This window comes from Blastococcus sp. SYSU DS0616, assembly GCF_054051015.1.
On sequence record NZ_JBJHAJ010000007.1, the window covers coordinates 176,618 to 194,451 of the forward strand.

The 17,834-nt window shown below is 74.7% G+C and carries 16 protein-coding genes; 14 read left to right on the forward strand and 2 right to left on the reverse strand.

Translation table 11 applies throughout. The features are described 5' to 3' along the window. Window positions 1-183: 183 nt before the first annotated feature. The 4 genes from pheS (at window position 184) to ACI79K_RS07805 (ending at window position 4,991) form a co-directional block, all read left to right on the forward strand. Window positions 184-1,251, forward strand: a complete 1,068-nt coding sequence (gene pheS, locus ACI79K_RS07790) for a phenylalanine--tRNA ligase subunit alpha (RefSeq protein WP_456599407.1) — start codon at window positions 184-186, stop codon at window positions 1,249-1,251. Further along, a complete protein-coding gene (pheT, locus tag ACI79K_RS07795; protein WP_456599408.1) occupies window positions 1,248-3,710 on the forward strand; it encodes a phenylalanine--tRNA ligase subunit beta in 2,463 nt (820 codons plus the stop codon). Before pheS ends, pheT begins: the two co-directional genes overlap by 4 nt. Continuing rightward, a complete protein-coding gene (locus ACI79K_RS07800) occupies window positions 3,703-4,542 on the forward strand; it encodes an SDR family NAD(P)-dependent oxidoreductase (RefSeq protein ID WP_456591033.1) in 840 nt (279 codons plus the stop codon). The genes pheT and ACI79K_RS07800 overlap by 8 nt, the downstream gene beginning before the upstream one ends. Window positions 4,543-4,646: 104 nt before the next feature. Next, a complete protein-coding gene (locus ACI79K_RS07805) occupies window positions 4,647-4,991 on the forward strand; it encodes a hypothetical protein (protein ID WP_456591032.1) in 345 nt (114 codons plus the stop codon). An 89-nt stretch (window positions 4,992-5,080) separates the two neighbouring features. Here the strand turns inward: ACI79K_RS07805 and ACI79K_RS07810 are convergent, their stop codons facing one another. Further along, window positions 5,081-6,358: a kynureninase gene (locus ACI79K_RS07810; protein WP_456599409.1), complete on the reverse strand. Its 1,278-nt coding sequence runs from the start codon at window positions 6,356-6,358 to the stop codon at window positions 5,081-5,083. Window positions 6,359-6,362: 4 nt separating this feature from the next. After that, the gene (locus ACI79K_RS07815; protein WP_456591030.1) at window positions 6,363-7,211 is read right to left on the reverse strand and encodes a tryptophan 2,3-dioxygenase; all 849 of its coding nucleotides are present in this window, start codon (window positions 7,209-7,211) and stop codon (window positions 6,363-6,365) included. Between the two features lie 55 nt (window positions 7,212-7,266). On the opposite strand from ACI79K_RS07815, the gene ACI79K_RS07820 reads away from it, so the two are divergent. Genes ACI79K_RS07820 through tyrS form a run of 10 tightly spaced genes read left to right on the forward strand, consistent with a single transcriptional unit; the run spans window position 7,267 to window position 17,423 of the window. Further along, window positions 7,267-8,052: an alpha/beta hydrolase gene (locus ACI79K_RS07820; RefSeq protein ID WP_456599410.1), complete on the forward strand. Its 786-nt coding sequence runs from the start codon at window positions 7,267-7,269 to the stop codon at window positions 8,050-8,052. A gap of 59 nt (window positions 8,053-8,111) precedes the next feature. Continuing rightward, window positions 8,112-9,152, forward strand: a complete 1,041-nt coding sequence (argC, locus tag ACI79K_RS07825; protein ID WP_456599411.1) for an N-acetyl-gamma-glutamyl-phosphate reductase — start codon at window positions 8,112-8,114, stop codon at window positions 9,150-9,152. After that, window positions 9,149-10,300 carry a bifunctional glutamate N-acetyltransferase/amino-acid acetyltransferase ArgJ gene (gene argJ, locus ACI79K_RS07830; RefSeq protein WP_456599412.1) on the forward strand — a complete coding sequence of 384 codons (1,152 nt, stop codon included), beginning with the start codon at window positions 9,149-9,151 and terminating at the stop codon, window positions 10,298-10,300. Before argC ends, argJ begins: the two co-directional genes overlap by 4 nt. Continuing rightward, window positions 10,297-11,331: an acetylglutamate kinase gene (gene argB, locus ACI79K_RS07835; protein ID WP_456597948.1), complete on the forward strand. Its 1,035-nt coding sequence runs from the start codon at window positions 10,297-10,299 to the stop codon at window positions 11,329-11,331. Before argJ ends, argB begins: the two co-directional genes overlap by 4 nt. After that, on the forward strand, window positions 11,328-12,518 hold the full coding sequence (locus ACI79K_RS07840; protein WP_456591020.1) for an acetylornithine transaminase: 1,191 nt from the start codon (window positions 11,328-11,330) through the stop codon (window positions 12,516-12,518). The genes argB and ACI79K_RS07840 overlap by 4 nt, the downstream gene beginning before the upstream one ends. Then, window positions 12,515-13,459 (forward strand): ornithine carbamoyltransferase, encoded by a 945-nt coding sequence (gene argF / locus ACI79K_RS07845; protein WP_456591019.1) that lies wholly within the window; start codon window positions 12,515-12,517, stop codon window positions 13,457-13,459. Before ACI79K_RS07840 ends, argF begins: the two co-directional genes overlap by 4 nt. Window positions 13,460-13,487: 28 nt before the next feature. Further along, window positions 13,488-14,027 carry an arginine repressor gene (locus ACI79K_RS07850; protein WP_456591018.1) on the forward strand — a complete coding sequence of 180 codons (540 nt, stop codon included), beginning with the start codon at window positions 13,488-13,490 and terminating at the stop codon, window positions 14,025-14,027. After that, the gene (gene argH / locus ACI79K_RS07855) at window positions 14,024-15,466 is read left to right on the forward strand and encodes an argininosuccinate lyase (protein ID WP_456599413.1); all 1,443 of its coding nucleotides are present in this window, start codon (window positions 14,024-14,026) and stop codon (window positions 15,464-15,466) included. The genes ACI79K_RS07850 and argH overlap by 4 nt, the downstream gene beginning before the upstream one ends. A 2-nt stretch (window positions 15,467-15,468) precedes the next feature. Continuing rightward, window positions 15,469-16,134, forward strand: a complete 666-nt coding sequence (locus ACI79K_RS07860; protein WP_456599414.1) for a DNA-3-methyladenine glycosylase — start codon at window positions 15,469-15,471, stop codon at window positions 16,132-16,134. Then, window positions 16,131-17,423 (forward strand): tyrosine--tRNA ligase, encoded by a 1,293-nt coding sequence (gene tyrS / locus ACI79K_RS07865; protein WP_456599415.1) that lies wholly within the window; start codon window positions 16,131-16,133, stop codon window positions 17,421-17,423. The genes ACI79K_RS07860 and tyrS overlap by 4 nt, the downstream gene beginning before the upstream one ends. Window positions 17,424-17,834: the final 411 nt, after the last annotated feature.

The following is a 17,834-nucleotide window of genomic DNA, read 5'->3' on the forward strand; positions in this document are numbered from 1 at the left end:
CCCACCTCCGGAAGCTCCCTCGTGATCAGTGGAAGGACCCCGTCCCCCTCGCGCCTCGCCCGCTCGGCACGAGCCTCTGGACGGGGCCGGGGTGAGCCTGGACGCCGGTTCCGGCGACGTCCGGCATCCTCGCACCGGAACCCAGGCGCGGGCGCAGGCGGTGGGCGGGCAGAATGGCTCCCCGTGTCTGGCGCCAACGATCCCTACGACCCCAAGCAGGTCGCCGCCCTCTCGCCCGAGGCCCTCGACGAGGCGGTGCGGGCCGCGCTCGGGGCCTTCGCGGCGGCCGCGGACCTGGAGGCGCTGGCCGCCGCCCGCTCGGCGCACCTCGGCGACCGCGCTCCCGTGCTGCTCGCCCGCCGCGAGCTGGGCGCGCTGCCCCCGGCCGCGCGCAGCGACGCCGGCAAGCGGGTGAACGCCGCCCGGGTCGCGGTGACCGAGGCCTACGAGGCGCGGAAGGCCGAGCTCGAGGCCGAGCGCGACGCCCGCGTGCTGGCCGAGGAGCAGGTCGACGTCACGCTGCCGTGGGACCGCAACCCCCGCGGCGCACGGCACCCGCTCACCACCCTCATGGACCGGATCGCCGACGTCTTCGTCGGGATGGGGTACGAGGTCGCCGACGGCCCGGAGCTCGAGGCCGAGTGGCTGAACTTCGACGCGCTGAACTTCGGCCCCGACCATCCGGCCCGGTGGCTGTCGGACACGTTCTTCGTCGCGCCCGAGGACTCCGGCCTGGTGCTGCGCACGCACACCAGCCCCGTCCAGGCGCGCACCATGCTCGACCGGCAGCCGCCGATCTACGTCGTCGCCCCGGGCCGGGTCTACCGCACCGACGAGCTGGACGCGACGCACCTGCCCGTCTTCCACCAGGTCGAGGGCCTGGCCGTCGACCGCGGGCTCACCATGGCCCACCTGCGCGGCACCCTGGACCACCTGGCCCGCCAGCTGTTCGGCCCGGACGCGCGCACCCGGTGGCGGCCGCACTTCTTCCCGTTCACCGAGCCGTCGGCGGAGTTCGACGTGTGGTTCCCCGAGCACCGCGACGGCCCGCAGTGGGTCGAGTGGGGCGGCTGCGGGATGGTGAACCCCCGCGTGCTGCGGGCCTGCGGGGTCGACCCCGACGAGTACACCGGGTTCGCGTTCGGCATGGGCATCGAGCGGGCCCTGCAGTTCCGCTCCGCGGTGTCGGACATGCACGACATCGCCGAGGCCGACGTCCGCTTCACCCTGCCGTTCGGAGTTGAGCAGTGAAGGTCCCCGTCAGCTGGTTGTCCGAGCTCGTCGACCTCCCGGCGGGCATCACCGTCGAGGAGTTCGACGACGCCTTCGTCCGGCTGGGCTTCGAGGTCGAGGACGTCGTCCGCCCGCCGGTGACCACCGGCCCGCTCGTGGTCGGCCGGGTGCTCGAGATCGAGGAGCTCACCGGTTTCAAGAAGCCGATCCGCTACTGCCAGGTCGCGGTGGGGGAGAGCGAGCCGAGGGGCATCGTCTGCGGCGCCCGGAACTTCGCCGTCGGCGACCTGGTGGTGGCCGCGCTCCCGGGCGCCGTGCTGCCCGGGGACTTCGCCATCGCCGCGCGGAAGACCTACGACCACGTCTCCGACGGGATGATCTGCTCGGTCCGCGAGCTGGGCATCGGCGAGGACCACGCGGGGATCCTCGTGCTGGGGCAGGAGGGCTACGAGCCGGGCACCCCCGCCGCCGACGTCCTCGGCCTGGACGACGTCGTCTTCGACCTCGAGGTGACGCCGGACCGCGGCTACGCCATGTCGCTGCGCGGGATCGCCCGCGACCTGGCCGGCGTGCTGGGCGTGACCTGGCGTGATCCGGCCGACCTGCCGCTGCCCGACTGGTCGGGTGCCCCGGCGTGGGAGGTCACCGTCGCCGACCCCGACCGCTGCGACCGCTTCTCCATGCTCGCCCTGGAGGACCTCGACCCGGCCGCGCCGAGCCCGTGGCCGCTGCGCCGCCGGCTCGCGCAGTGCGGGATCCGCAGCATCTCGCTCGCCGTCGACGTCACCAACTACGTGATGCTCGAGCTCGGCCAGCCGATGCACGCCTTCGACCGCGCCGCCGTCACCGGCCCGATCGCGGTCCGCCGGGCGACGGCGGGGGAGCGGCTCACCACCCTGGACGGCGCCGACCGCGCGCTCACCGACGACGACCTGCTCATCACCGACGGGTCCGGCCCGATCGGGCTGGCCGGCGTCATGGGCGGGGCGTCCACCGAGATCGGGGACGCCACCACCGCGGTGCTGCTGGAGGCCGCGCACTGGGAGCAGAACGGCATCTCGCGCGGGGTGCGCCGGCACCGGCTGCCCAGCGAGGCCGGCAAGCGCTTCGAGCGCGGCACCGATCCCGAGGTCACCGTCGTGGCCCTGGCCCGGGCGGCGGCGCTGCTCGTCGAGCACGGCGGTGCGCGGGTCGTCGGCGCGCCGGTGGACGTCGACGTCCGCGCGCCGCGCGCGGCGATCGCGCTGGATGCCGGGCTGCCCGGCCGGATCGCCGGTGTTCCCTACACCCGGGCCCAGGTGCTCGAGGTGCTCACCGCCGTCGGCGCCGAGGTGAGCGGCGACGGGGACGCGCTGCGCGTCACCCCGCCATCGTGGCGCGGCGACCTGCAGGAGCCGGCCGACCTGGTGGAGGAGGTCGTGCGGTTCCGCGGGTTCGACGAGATCCCCTCGATCCTGCCCACCGCCCCGCCGGGTGGCGGGCTCACCGAGCGGCAGCGGCGGCGGCGCAGCATCGGCCGGGCGCTGGCCCACGCCGGCTACGTGGAGGCCCCCGCGTTCCCCTTCGTGGGGACGGCGCAGCTCGATGCGCTCGGCCTGCCCGCCGACGACGACCGCCGCCGGGTGATCACCGTCCGCAACCCGCTGTCGGAGGAGGCGCCGGCGCTGCGGACCACGCTGCTGCCCGGGCTGCTCGCCGCCCTGGGCCGCAACCTGGCCCGCGGGCTCCGCGACGTCGCCCTCTTCGAGCACGGCTCGGTCTTCCCCGGCGGGAGCGGCGCCGCCGCCCCGCTGCCCGGCGCCGACCGCCGCCCGGACGACGCGACGCTGGCCGCCCTGCTGGGTGCGGTGCCGGCGCAGCCGTGGCACGTCGCCGTCGTCCTCACCGGGCAGCGCGAGCCCCGCGGCTGGTGGGGGTCGGGCCGGCCGGCCGAGTGGGCCGACGCCGTGCAGGCCGCCCGCACCGTGGCCGAGGCAGCCGGCGCCGAGCTCACCGTCGAGCAGGCCGAGCGGGCGCCCTGGCACCCGGGCCGGTGCGCCGCGCTGCTCGTCGCCGACCGGGTCGTCGGGTACGCCGGCGAGCTGCACCCCAAGGTCTGCGAGGCGCTGGGGCTGCCGGCCCGCACGTCGGCGATGGAGCTCGACGCCGACGCGCTGCCCGTGCCGCCTGTGCCTCAGGCGCGGTCGATCTCCACCTTCCCGCCGGTCCGCATGGACCTCGCGCTGCTCGTGCCGGAGACGGAGCCCGAGGCCCGGGTGCAGGCGGTGCTGCGGAGCGGGGCGGGCGAGCTGCTGGAGGACCTGCGGCTGTTCGACGTCTACACCGGCAGCTCGGTGCCCGAGGGGCAGAAGTCGCTGGCGTACTCCCTGACGTTCCGCGCGCCGGACCGGACGCTGACCAGCGATGAGGCGCGGGTCGCCTTCGACGCCGCGGTCGCCGCCGCCGTCGTCGCGAACGGAGCGCAGCTCCGTGGCTGACGAAGGACCCCGTCCTCCCCGCGACGGGGCCGTCCTGTCGGGTTCGGTGGCACTGGTCACGGGCGCGTCCACCGGGATCGGGCGGCACCTGGTCGAGGGCCTCGCCGCGCGCGGCATGGCTGTGGCCGGGCTGGCACGCACCGAGGACCGGCTGCGCACCGCCATGGCCGAGGTCGCCGAGGCCACCGGTGCCCGGACCCTCGCCGTCGCCGCCGACGTCACCGACCGGGCCTCGGTGGAGGAAGCCGTGGGCCGGGTCCGCGAGGAGCTCGGCCCGGTCGAGCTGCTGGTCAACAACGCGGGGCTGATCGACGAGCTCGAGGTGCCGCTCTGGGAGGCCGACCCCGACCAGTGGTGGGACGTCGTCACCAGCCACATCAAGGGCGGCTTCCTGCTGGCGCGGACCGTGGTGCCGTGGATGGTGCTGCGCAACCGCGGTCGGGTGGTGGACATCGCCAGCGGGATGAGCGTGCGGGCGCGGCCGGAGTACTCCGCCTACTCGGTGGCCAAGACCGGTCTCATGCGGATGACCGAGGCCCTGGCCGGCGCCCTGGAGGGCACCGACGTGCGCGCCTTCGACCTGTCACCGGGCGTCGTGGACACCCCGATGACCCGGTCGATGCGCATGTGGGAGGGCTACACCGACTGGACGCCGCCCGAGAAGGTGGTCGAGCTGGTCGCGGCGATCGCGGCCGGCGAGCTGGACCAGTGGTCGGGCCGGTTCCTGCGCGTGGGCGCCGACGACCTCGACGTCGTCGGCTCGGTGACCCCGGAGGACGCCGCGCGCCAGCTCCGCCTGCGCCCCTACGGCGACGACGACCCGGTGGCCTGACCTCTCCCGGAGCGGGCACACGACCGTTGACCGCGCCGCACCGGAGTGCCACGGTGCGGTACCGGCGCGACGGTGCCGACCCCGGGCCGGTCGGGAGATGTGTCATGACCGCTGGTTCCTCGGGTGCGCGGATGCTGATCAGTTTCTCGCTCGGGTGCCTCGTCGCGGTGACCGCCTGGTTGTGGCGGATGGTGTGGGCGGACAGCGGGGCGTTCGCGTTCCTGCTCTTCGGCGTCCCGCTGGCGTGCGCGGCGCTCGCCCTGTGGGTGGAGAGCGCGACGGCGTCCCGGCGGGCGCCCGCGGTCCTGGTCGTGCTGGCGGCCGTGTCCGTCGGGTGGTCGTTGCTGAACGGCCTGGGGATCGGGCTGGCCCTCCTGCTGCCGTCGCTGCTCCTGCTGGCCGCCGCGGTGGCCTCGTGGACCCACCGGGCGCGGTCGCTCCCGACCTGACCTCCGGTCCCCAGCGAGGTGCCGGCCGTCTCCGGCGCAGGGCCCGGCCGTGAGAACCGCCTGACCGGGTCGGGGCCGGCGCCGACCCGTCAGCCGGCCGGGTCGGCCAGGATCTGCCGCACGTGCGCCAGCGCGGTGGCGACCTCGGTGAAGCTCGTGCTCAGCGGGGAGAGGCCGACCCGCAGCCCGCGTGGCCGCCGGAAGTCCGGGATGACGCCCCGCCGCCACAGCTCCGCCACGACCGTCTTCATCGCGTCGTGCTCCAGGGTCACGTGCGCGCCCCGGCGCTCCGGATCCCGCGGGGAGGCGACCGTCACGCCCAGCGGGGACAGGACCTCGTCGGCCACGGCGATCGCGAACTCCGTCAGCTCGACCGACTTGGCCCGGACCGCCGGCATCCCCGCCCGGTCGATCAACGCCAGCATGTCCTCGATCGGGATCATCCCGAGGATCGGCGGCGTACCGCTGAGGAACCGGCGGATGCCGGCCGCCGGCACGTACTCCGGCCCCATCGCGAACGGGTCCGCGGCGCCCATCCACCCGGTGATCGGCTGCACCAGGTCCTCCTGCAGCCGCCGGGCCACGTAGCCGAAGGCCGGGGCGCCCGGCCCGCCGTTCAGGAACTTGTAGCTGCAGCCCACGGCGAGGTCGACCTCGTCGGCGTCCAGCCGCACGTCGACCGCGCCCGCGGAGTGGGAGAGGTCCCACAGCACCAGCGCCCCGGCCTCGTGGGCGGCCGCCGTGATGGCCGGGACGTCGGCGATGTAGGCGGACTTGTAGGCGACGTGGCTGAGCAGCACCAGCGCCGTCCGGTCGCTCAGCAGCCCGGTCACCTCCGCCGGCTGCACGCCCGTCGCCGGGTCGGGTTCGATCCAGCGGACGGTGCGGCCGGTCTCCGCGGCGACCCGGTCGAGGACGAACCGGTCGGTCGGGAAGTTCTCGGTGTCGGCGACGATCTCCGCCCGGTCGGGACCGGCGTCCAGCGCCGCCCGGAGCAGCTTGTAGAGCATGACCGTGGTCGAGTCGCCGACGACCGTCTGCCCCGGCGCCGCCCCGAGCACGACCCGGCCGATGGCATCGCCCACGGCCGTGGGGCGGTCCATCCAGTGCTCGTCCCACGCCCGGATGAGCCGCTCACCCCACTCGCCGTCGACGAAACGGGTGAGCCGGTCGCGGGTGACCCTCAGCGGACGGCCGAGCGAGTTCCCGTCGAGGTAGGCGACCACGCCCTCGGGCAGGACGAACTCGTCCCGGAGGTCTGCCAGCGGGTCGAGCCGGTCGAGCTGGGCCGCCCGCTCGGTGACCCCGGCCGGGAGCAGGTCCAGCACGTCGGGCGATGGCTCGCGACCCATCGAGGCAGCGGTCACGGGATCAGGCACCGATCCCGGACCGGACCGTGTAGAGCTCGGGGAAGAAGGTCAGGTCCAGGGCGCGCCGGAGGAAGTCCACCCCCGAGCTCCCCCCGGTGCCCGTGGCGAACCCGATGGTGCGCTGGACCGTGCGCAGGTGCCGGAACCGCCACAGCTGGACGCCGTCCTCCAGGTCCACCAGGTCCTCGCAGGTGGCGTACTCCGCCCAGTGCGCCTCGGTGTCCCCGTAGATCGTGCGGTACACCGGCAGCAGCGCCGGGGTCTCGACCCACGCCTGCCGGACGTCGCGGTGCAGCACCTCCTCCGGCACGGGGTGCCCCCGGCGGTCCAGGAACCGCAGGAAGGCGTCGTAGACCGTCGGCGAGTCCAGCAGCTCGGTGAGCAGTTCCTGAGCGGCCGGCTCGGCGGCGAAGACCGCCAGCATGCGTTCGTTCTTGTTGCCGAGCAGGAACTCCACGGCCCGGTACTGGTAGGACTGGAAGCCCGAGGAGTTGCCCAGCACGCCGCGGAACTCGGCGTACTCGCTAGGGGTCAGGGTCGCGAGGACCGACCACTGCTCGGTGATGGTGCGCAGGATGTGCTTGACCCGCGCCAGGCCCTTGCGGGCGTGCTGGACGTCGTCGCGGTCGAAGTCCGCGCGGACCGCGCGCAGCTCGTGCAGCGCCAGCTTCAGCCACAGCTCGGTGGTCTGGTGCTGGATGATGAACAGTGGCTCGTCGTGGTGGTCGCTGATCGGGCGCTGCACCGACAGCAGGGTGTCCAGCCCGAGGTAGCCCCCGTAGCTCATCCGTGCGCTGAAGTCGGTCTGCACGCCCTCCTCGAGCGGCCGGACCCCGTCCTCGATCGCCATGGCGCCGCTCCTCCCGGATCCGGTGACGCGTTCCGCGGTCCGGTAGTACTACCGCATGACCAGTCTGCGCGGCCGGGCAGGCGCCGGAGGTGAGGACCGGTCGGTCCTGACCCGGCCGGCCTCCGCGCCGGACGCCGTCCTGACCTACGGGCCGGGCCCGGACCAGGTGGCCGACGTCCGCTTCGGCCGGTGCGCCCGGGGCGACCGGCCGCTGCTGGTCGTGCTCCACGGCGGGTTCTGGCGGCCGGCGTACGACCGCGTGCACCTGCGGCCGATGACCGAGGCGCTGGCCGCCGCCGGGTGGACGACGGTGACCCCCGAGTACCGGCGCGTGCCCGGCCGCCCCGACCTGACCGTCGGCGACGTGGACGCGGCGGTGCGCTGGGCGGCCCGGGCGGAGGAGCTCCCCGGCCGGCCCGGGCGGCGCCTCGTGCTCACCGGGCACTCCGCCGGCGGGCACCTCGCGCTGCTGGCTGCCGCCACGGTCCAGCCCCCGGACACCCCGGCCGGGGTCGTGGCGCTCGCGCCGGTCGCGGACCTGCAGCGGGCCCAGGTCCTGGGCCTGGACGGCGACGCGGTCGCCTCCTTCCTGGGGGACGACGCCGTGGCGCGGCCCGACCTGGACCCCGTCCGGCTGCCCGCGCCCCGGGGCCGGGTGCGCATCGTGCACGGGACGGGCGACCGCATCGTCCCGCGGGAGGTCGCCGAGTCCTACGCCCGGCGCCACCCGGCCGCGGTGCTCACCACGGTGCCGGCCGGCCACTTCGCGGTGGTCGATCCGCGCAGCGCCGCCTGGCCGGCGGTGCTGGGGGCGCTCGACGACGTCGGCGGCGCGAGATGACGCCCGGGTCCGGGGAACCCGCATGAACGGTCATGCATGGTCGTGTATGGTCATGCATTGTGAGCGCAGCGCAGACGTGGACGGTCGGGGTCACCGGCGCCACCGGGTACGCGGGGGGCGAGGTGTGCCGGCTGCTGGCCGGGCACCCGAACCTCCGGCTGGCCGGGGTGCACGCCAACTCGAGCGCCGGCCGACGCCTGGGTGAGCTGCAACCCCACCTGCTGCCCTTCGCCGACATGGTCGTCCAGCCCAGCGACGCGGCGAGCCTCGTCGGCTACGACGTCGTCGTCCTGGCGCTGCCCCACGGCGAGTCCGCAGCCATCGCCGACCAGCTCCCGGCGGAGACCCTGGTCATCGACTGCGGCGCCGACCACCGGCTGAACGACCCCGCCGCCTGGGCGCGCTGGTACGGCGGCGTGCACGCCGGCACCTGGCCCTACGGCCTGCCCGAGCTGCCCGGGCAGCGCGAGGCGCTGACCGACGCGACGCGGATCGCCGTCCCGGGCTGCTACCCGACCTCGGTCACCCTCGCGCTGGCCCCGGCGCTGGCCGCCGGCCTGGTCGAGCCCGACGTCGTCGTGGTCGCCGCCAGCGGCACCAGCGGCGCCGGCAAGTCGCCCAAGCCGCACCTGCTCGGCAGCGAGGTCATGGGCGCGGCGAGCGCCTACGGCGTCGGGGGAGTGCACCGGCACACGCCGGAGATGATCCAGGGCCTCTCGCAGGCCGCCGGTGCGCCGGTGGGCGTCAGCTTCACCCCGACCCTGGTGCCGATGAGCCGGGGCATCCTCGCCACCTGCTCGGCCCCGCTGACGCCCGGCACCGACGCGGCCGCCGCGCGCGCGGCGTACGAGCAGGCCTACGCCGACGAGCCGTTCATCCACCTGCTGCCCGAGGGGCAGTGGCCCACCACGGCGCAGGTGCTCGGCGCCAACACCGTCGCCCTGCAGCTGGCCGTGGACGCCGACGCGAACCGGCTGGTCGTCGTGGCGGCCGTCGACAACCTGACCAAGGGCACCGGGGGAGCGGCGATCCAGTGCGCCAACCTCGCCCTGGGCCTGCCCGAGACCACCGGCCTGCCGGTCGTAGGAGTAGCGCCATGACGTGCACGGCACCGAAGGGCTTCGCCGCCGCCGGCGTGGCCGCCGGCCTGAAGTCCAGCGGCGACCGCGACGTCGCCGTCGTCCTCAACACCGGCCCGGACGACGCCGCGGCCGCCGTCTTCACGACCAACCGCTTCCCGGCCGCGCCGGTGCTGTGGAGCCGCCAGGTGCTGGCGGGCGGGCGCTGCCGGGCCGTCGTCCTCAACTCCGGCGGCGCCAACGCCTGTACCGGGCCGGAGGGCTTCCAGGACACCCACGCCACCGCCGAGCATGCCGCCGCGCAGCTGGACATCGGCGCGGTCGACGTCGCGGTCGCCAGCACCGGCCTCATCGGGGTCCGGCTGCCCATGGACAGGCTGACCGCCGGCGTCACCGCCGCGGTGAAGGGGCTGACCGAGGACGGCGGGGCCGACGCGGCCCGGGCGATCATGACCACCGACAGCGTGCCCAAGACGACGGCGCAGGAGCGGGGCGGCTGGACCGTCGGCGGGATGGCCAAGGGCGCCGGCATGCTCGCCCCGAGCCTGGCCACGATGCTCGTCGTGCTGACCACCGACGCCGCCGCCGACCCGGACGCCCTGCAGCGGGCGCTGAAGGCGGCGACCGCCGTCAGCTTCGAGCGCGTGGACTCCGACGGTTGTCTGTCCACCAACGACACCGTCATCGCCCTGGCCAACGGCGCGAGCGGCTCCGCCCCCACGGAGGCGGAGCTCACCGAGGCGCTGACCGCCGCCTGCACCGACCTCGCGATGCAGCTGCTGGCCGATGCCGAGGGCTCGACCAAGGACATCGCCATCACCGTCCGCAACGCCGCGACCGTCGAGGACGCCCTCACCGCCGGCCGGGCCTGCGCCCGCAACAACCTGCTCAAGACCGCGCTGTTCGGCAACGACCCGAACTGGGGCCGGGTGCTGGCGGCGATCGGCACCACCGACGCCGCGTTCGAGCCCGACCAGGTCGACGTCACCATCAACGGCGTCACCGTCTGCCGGGGCGGCGCGATCGGCGACCCGCGGGAGGGCGTCGACCTCACCGGCCGGGAGATCACCATCGACGTCGACCTCCGCGCCGGCGCCGAGCAGGCCACCATCTGGACCAACGACCTGTCCATCGCCTACGTGCACGAGAACTCGGCCTACTCCACATGAGCGAGCACCAGGACCCCGCACCTCAGGACGCTGCACCTCAGGACCCCACGCCCCCGGACGTGCGGATCGACGAGCCGGCGCCCCCGCCCAGGCTGCCCCGCCGGGTCGGCACCAGCCGGGTCATGCGCACCAAGGACCCCGAGGGCGACGCCGCGAAGGTCGCCGTGCTCACCGGCGCGCTGCCCTGGCTCAAGGAGTTCCACGGCAAGGTCGTCGTCATCAAGTACGGCGGGCACGCCATGGTCGACGACACCTGCCGCCGGGCGTTCGCCGAGGACATGGTCTTCCTGCGGACCTGCGGCATCCTCCCCGTCGTCGTGCACGGCGGCGGGCCGCAGATCAACGCCATGCTGGCCAAGCTCGGCATCACCAGCGAGTTCCGCGGGGGCCTGCGGGTGACCACGCCGGAGACCATCGACGTCGTCCGCATGGTGCTCACCGGCCAGGTGGGCCCCGACATCGTCGGGCTGATCAACCAGCACGGCCCGATGGCGGTGCACCTCTCCGGCGAGGACGGCGGGCTGTTCACGGCGCGGCGGACCACGGCGGTCGTGGACGGCGCGCCGGTCGACGTCGGGCTCGTCGGCGACATCGCCGCGGTCGACACCACCCCGGTCACCGCGCTGCTGGACGCCGGGCACATCCCCGTCGTCGCGAGCGTCGCGCCGGACGCCGACGGCGTCGTCCACAACGTCAACGCCGACACCGCGGCCGCGGCGCTGGCCGCGGCGCTGGGCGCGGTCAAGCTCGTCGTGCTCACCGACGTCGAGGGCCTCTACGCCGACTGGCCCGACCGCGGGTCGCTGGTGCAGCAGATCGACGCCCGCGAGCTGGCCGAGATCCTGCCCACGCTGGACGCCGGGATGATCCCGAAGATGGCCGCCTGCCTGCGCGCGGTCGAGGGCGGGGTGAAGCGGGCGACCGTCGTCGACGGCCGGACGCCGCACGCCCTGCTCCTGGAGACGTTCACCACCGAGGGCACCGGGACGATGGTCGTCCCGGCGAGGGACCAGAAGGAGGGCACAGCATGACGACGCACACCGAGGAGCTGGCCCGCCGCTGGTCGGCCGTGATGATGAACAACTACAAGGCGCCGCCGGTCGCGCTCGACCACGGCGCCGGAGCGCAGGTCTGGGACGTCGACGGCCGCGAGTACACCGACCTGCTCGGCGGCATCGCCACGACGATCCTCGGCCACGCCCACCCCAAGGTGGTCGAGGCGATCACCACGCAGGCGGCGAAGCTGGGCCACGTCTCCAACCTGGCCATGCACGAACCCGGGATCCAGCTCGCCGAGCGGCTGCTGGAGCTCGCCGGCCGGCCCGGACGGGTGTTCTTCTGCAACTCCGGCGCCGAGGCCAACGAGGCGGCCTTCAAGCTCAGCCGGCTCACCGGCCGCTCGCAGGTGATCACCGCAGAGGGCGCCTTCCACGGCCGGACCATGGGCGCCCTGGCGCTCACCGGTCAGCCGTCGAAGGCGGCCGCGTTCGCGCCGCTCCCGGGCGGGGTCTCCTACGTGCCCTACGGCGACGAGGCGGCGCTGGCCACGGCGGTCTCCGAGCAGACCGCCATGGTGCTGCTCGAGCCGATGCTGGGGGAGGGCGGCGTGCTGCCCGCGCCCGCCGGCTACCTCGCCGCCGCCGCCGCGGCGGCGTCCGGTGCCGGGGCGCTGTTCGCCGTCGACGAGGTGCAGACCGGCATCGGCCGCACCGGCTCGTGGTTCGCCCACCAGGCCGACGGCCTGCACCCCGACGTCGTCACGCTGGCCAAGGCGCTCGGCGGTGGGCTGCCGATCGGGGCGATGCTCGCCTTCGGCGAGGCGGCCGACCTGCTGACGGCCGGCTCGCACGGCTCCACCTTCGGCGGCAACCCGATCGCCGCCGCCGCCGCTCTGGCCGTCCTCGACACCATCCGCGACGAGGGCCTGCTGGAGCGGGCCAAGGAGCTGGAGCACCGGTTCACCGCCGGCATCGAGGCGCTCGGGCACCCGGGCATCAGCGGGGTCCGGGGGAGGGGCGCGCTGCTCGGCGTCGTCCTCACCGCCGACGTCGCCGCGCCGCTGGAGACCACGCTGCGGGCCGCCGGCTTCCTGACCAACGCCGTCGCGCCGGGCGTGCTCCGGCTCGCGCCGCCGCTCGTCCTGACCGACCAGCAGGTGGACGCCTTCGTGGCCGCGCTCCCTGCCGCCCTCGACACCGCGATGGAGAACCATCAGTGACCCGGCACTTCCTCAAGGACGACGACCTCACCCCGGCCGAGCAGGCCGAGGTGCTCGCCCTGGCCGCCTCGCTCAAGGCGACCCGGCACACCGCCGAGGCGCCCACCCCGCTGCGCGCGGCCAACGGGGTGCCCCGGGCCGTGGCGGTGCTGTTCGACAAGCCCTCCACCCGCACCCGGGTGTCGTTCTCCGTCGGCGTCGCCGAGCTCGGCGGGTACCCGCTGGTCATCGACGCCGGCAGCAGCCAGCTGGGACGCGGCGAGCCGATCGAGGACACCACCCGGGTGCTCGACCGCCAGGCCGCCGCGATCGTCTGGCGGACCTTCGGCCAGGACCGCATCGAGGCGATGGCGTCGGTGAGCCGGGTGCCCGTGGTCAACGCGCTCACCGACGAGTACCACCCCTGCCAGATCCTGGCCGACCTGCAGACGGTGATCGAGCGGAAGGGCTCGCTGGCCGGGCGCTCGATGACCTACCTCGGTGACGGCGCCAACAACATGGCGCACTCCTACCTGCTCGGCGGCGCCACCGCCGGCATGCACGTGCGGATCGGCTCACCGGAGTCGTTCCGGCCGGACCCGGCGGTCCTCGACCGCGCAGCGAAGATCGCGGCGGGGACCGGGGGCTCGGTGGCCTGGACCGCCGACGCCGCGCAGGCCGCCGAGGGCGCCGACGTGCTGGTCACCGACACCTGGGTGTCGATGGGGCAGGAGGACGAGTACGACGCGCGCGTCGCACCGTTCCTGCCCTATGCGCTGGACGGCGCCGCCCTCGCCCGCGCCGCCGACGACGCCGTCGTCCTGCACTGCCTCCCGGCCTACCGCGGCAAGGAGATCGCCGCGGAGGTGATCGACGGCCCGCAGAGCGCGGTCTGGGACGAGGCGGAGAACCGGCTGCACGCCCAGAAGGCGCTGCTCGCGTGGCTCCTGGAGCGGTCGTGACCGGGCCCGTCCGTCCCGGAGGGCGCGCGTGACCTCCGCCCTCACCCGCTCGGCGCGCCAGGCACGGATCCGCGAGCTGATCGAGGCGCGGGCGATCACCTCGCAGACGCAGCTGGCCGTGCTGCTGGCCGAGTCGGGCATCGAGGTCACCCAGGCGACGCTCTCGCGGGACCTGGAGGAGCTCGGCGCGGTGAAGCTGCGCGGTTCCGACGGCGCTCCGGCGTCCTACGTGCTGCCGCCGGAGAACGCGCCGCTGCGCCCGGCGCAGGCCGCGCCCGCCCGGCTCACCCGCCTGCTCGCCGACCTGCTGACCGGAGCCGAGGGCAGCGCCAACCTGGCGGTCCTTCGGACACCGCCCGGCGCGGCGCAGTTCCTGGCCTCCGCGCTGGACAAGGTCGGCCTCCCCGACGTGCTCGGCACCATCGCGGGGGACGACACTCTGCTGGTCGTCTCCCGCGCGCCCGACGGGGGGCCGGCCCTGGCCGACCGGCTGCGGGCGCTCGCGCAGCGCACGCCGGCCGTCTATCCCGAACTGAGCGCCGACCTGGAAGAGGAACCCGGCACGTGAGCAGCACGGCACCTGGATCGCAGACCCGCCTCTGGGGCGGACGGTTCGGCGGTGGCCCGTCGCCGGCGATGGCGGCGCTGTCCAAGTCGACCCACTTCGACTGGCAGCTGGCTCCGTTCGACCTGGCCGGATCGCGCGCGCACGCCCGCGTGCTGCACCGCGCCGGTCTGCTCGCCGACGACGAGCTGGAGCAGATGCTCGGCGCACTGCGCGAGCTGTCGGCCGAGGTGGAGGCCGGCACGTTCACCGCGATCGAGAGCGACGAGGACGTGCACGAGGCCCTGGAGCGCGGCCTCACCGAGAAGCTCGGCGCGCTCGGCGGCAAGCTGCGCGCCGGCCGCAGCCGCAACGACCAGATCGCCACCGACCTGCGGCTCTACCTGCGTCACACCGTGCGGGCGCTGGTCGGCGAGCTCTCCTCCCTGGAGTTCGCGCTGCTCGGCCTGGCCGAGCGGTACCGCGACGTCGCGGCCCCGGGGATGACGCACCTGCAGCACGCCCAGCCGGTGCTCATCAGCCACCAGCTGCTCGCGCACGCCCACTCCTTCGCCCGCGACGTCGACCGGCTGATCGACTGGGACAAGCGCGCGGCCGTGAGCCCCTACGGCTCCGGCGCCCTCGCCGGCTCCTCGCTGCCCCTGGACCCCGACGCCGTCGCCGCCGAGCTCGGGTTCGACCGCGCCTCGGACAACTCCATCGACGGCGTGAGCGACCGCGACTTCGCCGCGGAGTTCTGCTTCGTCGCCGCGCTGCTCGGCGTGCACCTCTCCCGGCTGGGCGAGGAGGTCGTGCTCTGGACGTCGACCGAGTTCGGCTGGGCCCGGCTCGACGACGCCTGGGCCACCGGCTCGTCGATCATGCCGCAGAAGAAGAACCCCGACATCGCCGAGCTGGCGCGGGGCAAGTCCGGCCGGTTCGTCGGCAACCTGACCGGCATCCTCACCATGCTCAAGGGTCTGCCGCTCGCCTACGACCGGGACCTGCAGGAGGACAAGGAGCCGGTCTTCGACTCCATGGACCAGCTGCTCCTCCTGCTGCCCGCGGTCACCGGGATGATCGCGACGCTCACGCTCCGCCCCGAGGTGCTCGAGGCCGCCGCACCGCAGGGCTTCGCGCTCGCCACCGACGTCGCGGAGTGGCTGGTGCGCCAGGGAGTGCCGTTCCGCTCGGCGCACGAGATCAGCGGTGCGATGGTCGCCTTCTGCGAGGAGGCGGGCCTGGAGCTCGACCAGCTCGACGACGACCAGCTGGCCGGCATCGACGAGCGGCTGACCCCCGACGTGCGCTCGGTCCTGTCGGTCCGCGGCGCGCTGGCCGCCCGCAGCACCCGGGGCGGGACGGCGCCCGAGCGGGTCGCCGAGCAGCTCGCGACGCTGAAGGACCTCGCCTCCGAGCACGGGCGCTGGGCGTCGGAGTCGCCGGTGGCGCCGGCCCTCTGAGCGTGTCGTCCCACCCCGCCCGGCCCGGGCCCGGCCCCCTCGTCCGCGCGGAGGACCTGCTCGGGCCGGTCGACGTCGTCGCCCGCTCGCTGCTCGGCTGCTGGGTGGTCACCGAGCGTCCCGAGGGCACGGTCGCGCTACGGCTGACCGAGGTCGAGGCCTACTCGGGGTCCGGGATCGATCCCGCGGCGCACTCGCACCGGGGCCCGACGCCGCGGGCGGCGATCATGTTCGGACCACCCGGGCGGCTCTACGTGTACTTCTCCTACGGCGTGCACTGGTGCGCCAACGTCGTGGTGGGCCCCGAGGGCGACGGCGAGGCGGTGCTGCTGCGCGCCGGTGAGGTGGTCGTGGGGGAGGAGCTGGCCCGGGCGCGCCGGCCCGCCGCCCGCACCCCGCGCGATCTCGCCGGTGGACCCGCCCGGCTCACCCAGGCGTTGGGCATCGGGCGCGCCGATCTCGGCACCGACCTGCTGGACCCGGCCTCGCCCGTGCGGCTGCACCGGGGGTCGGCGCCGGCCGCCGTCTCCGCCGGACCGCGGGTCGGCATCAGCGTGGCCGCCGAGCTCCCGTGGCGCTTCTGGGAGACCGGCGCTCCGTCGGTGAGCCCGTTCCGGGCGGGTGGGAAGCCGCGGCGCAGGCGCGCCGGGCAGGATGGACTCCCGTGACCCCCTCAACCGAGCCCGGAGTGATCGACGAGCTGCACCGCCGCGGGCTGATCGCCCAGAGCACCGACGAGGCCGCGCTGCGCGCCCATCTCGCCGAGGGTCCGGTCGCGTACTACGCCGGCTTCGACCCGACCGCGCAGAGCCTGCACGTCGGGCACCTGCTCCAGTTCATGGTCCTGCGCGCCCTCCAGCGGGCCGGGCACCAGCCCGTGGTGCTCGTGGGCGGGGCGACCGGCCTGATCGGTGACCCGCGCCCGTCCTCCGAGCGCCAGCTCAACGACCGCGACACCGTCGCCACGTGGGTGGAGCGCATCCGCGAGCAGGTCGCACCCTTCCTGGAGCTGCCTGCGGAGGCGGAGGGGACGTGCCCCCCGATCTACGTGAACAACCTGGACTGGACCGCCCCGGTGTCGGCGATCGACTTCCTCCGCGAGCTCGGCAAGCACTTCCGGGTCAGCCAGATGCTGGCCAAGGAGGCGGTGTCGGCCCGGCTGAACTCGGAGGCGGGCATCAGCTACACCGAGTTCAGCTACCAGATCCTGCAGGCCAACGACTACCGGGAGCTGCACCGGCGGCACGGGGTCACGCTGCAGACCGGCGGCTCCGACCAGTGGGGCAACCTCACCGCGGGCATCGACCTGGTCCGGCGGACCGAGGGTGCGCGGGTGCACGCGCTGAGCACTCCCCTGGTGACCAAGGCCGACGGCACCAAGTTCGGGAAGTCCGAAGGCGGGGCGGTGTGGCTGGACCCGAAGCTCACGTCGCCGTACGCCTTCTTCCAGTTCTGGCTGAACGCCGAGGACGCCGACGCCCGCGCGTGGCTGCCCCTCTACTCCGAGCGTCCCGCCGAGGAGGTGGCGGCCCTGGTGACCGAGAGCCTCGAGCGGCCGGCAGCCAGGGCGGCGCAGCGGGCGCTGGCCGAGGAGCTGACCCTCCTCGTGCACGGCCCCGAGCAGCTCCGCCAGGCCGAGGCAGCCGGGCGGGCGCTGTTCGGCCGGGACGACCTCGCCTCCCTCGACGCAGCCACTCTGACGGCCGCGCTGGAGGAGGCCGGGAGCACCACCGTGGGCGGCGACGTGCCGACGATCGCCCAGCTCCTGCAGCAGACGGGGCTCGTGGGCAGCCTGTCCGAGGCGCGCCGCACGGTGAAGGAGGGCGGCGCCTACCTCAACAACGAGCGGATCACCGATGCCGACGTCGTGCCGGCGGAGGGGGCCTGGCTGCCCGGGGGGTGGCTCGTCCTTCGCAGGGGGAAGCGGTCGCTCGCGGGCGTGCGCCGGGCCGGCTGAGGCCGCCGCGCCCCGTGTGAACGGCCGATGTCGGGGGCGTGGCCGCAGCGTGTCGGGCGTCACGGACCCCGGGTTTGACCCGCCCTTGGGGGCCGTGTAACTTTCTCTTTGCGCCGCGCGGCCCGGAAGGGCCGCCGGACCGGGGCCCGGGTAGCGGGTCACTGGAAACCGGCGTAGAGTTGGACACCCAGCCAGGGACGAAGCCCGCGAGGGTCTAGTTCTTGCGCGTCCGCTCCTTGAGAACTCAACAGCGTGCCGAAAGTCAGTGCCAAGTAATACCCCGTGCCCTGGCCACTGTGTGGTTGGGGCTGGGATTCCTTTGGTTGATTGATATCGCGAGTGTCAGCTCGCGGTTCTCAGCTGCGATCAAATCATCTACGGAGAGTTTGATCCTGGCTCAGGACGAACGCT

Excerpts from the sequence above, each read along its gene's own strand:
- ACI79K_RS07820 (WP_456599410.1), top strand. The coding sequence starts at position 7,267 with ATGACCAGTCTGCGCGGCCGGGCAGGCGCCGGAGGTGAGGACCGGTCG.
- argB (WP_456597948.1), top strand. The coding sequence starts at position 10,297 with ATGAGCGAGCACCAGGACCCCGCACCTCAGGACGCTGCACCTCAGGAC.
- ACI79K_RS07805 (WP_456591032.1), top strand. The coding sequence starts at position 4,647 with ATGACCGCTGGTTCCTCGGGTGCGCGGATGCTGATCAGTTTCTCGCTC.
- ACI79K_RS07840 (WP_456591020.1), top strand. The coding sequence starts at position 11,328 with ATGACGACGCACACCGAGGAGCTGGCCCGCCGCTGGTCGGCCGTGATG.
- ACI79K_RS07815 (WP_456591030.1), bottom strand. The coding sequence starts at position 7,211 with ATGGCGATCGAGGACGGGGTCCGGCCGCTCGAGGAGGGCGTGCAGACC.
- argJ (WP_456599412.1), top strand. The coding sequence starts at position 9,149 with ATGACGTGCACGGCACCGAAGGGCTTCGCCGCCGCCGGCGTGGCCGCC.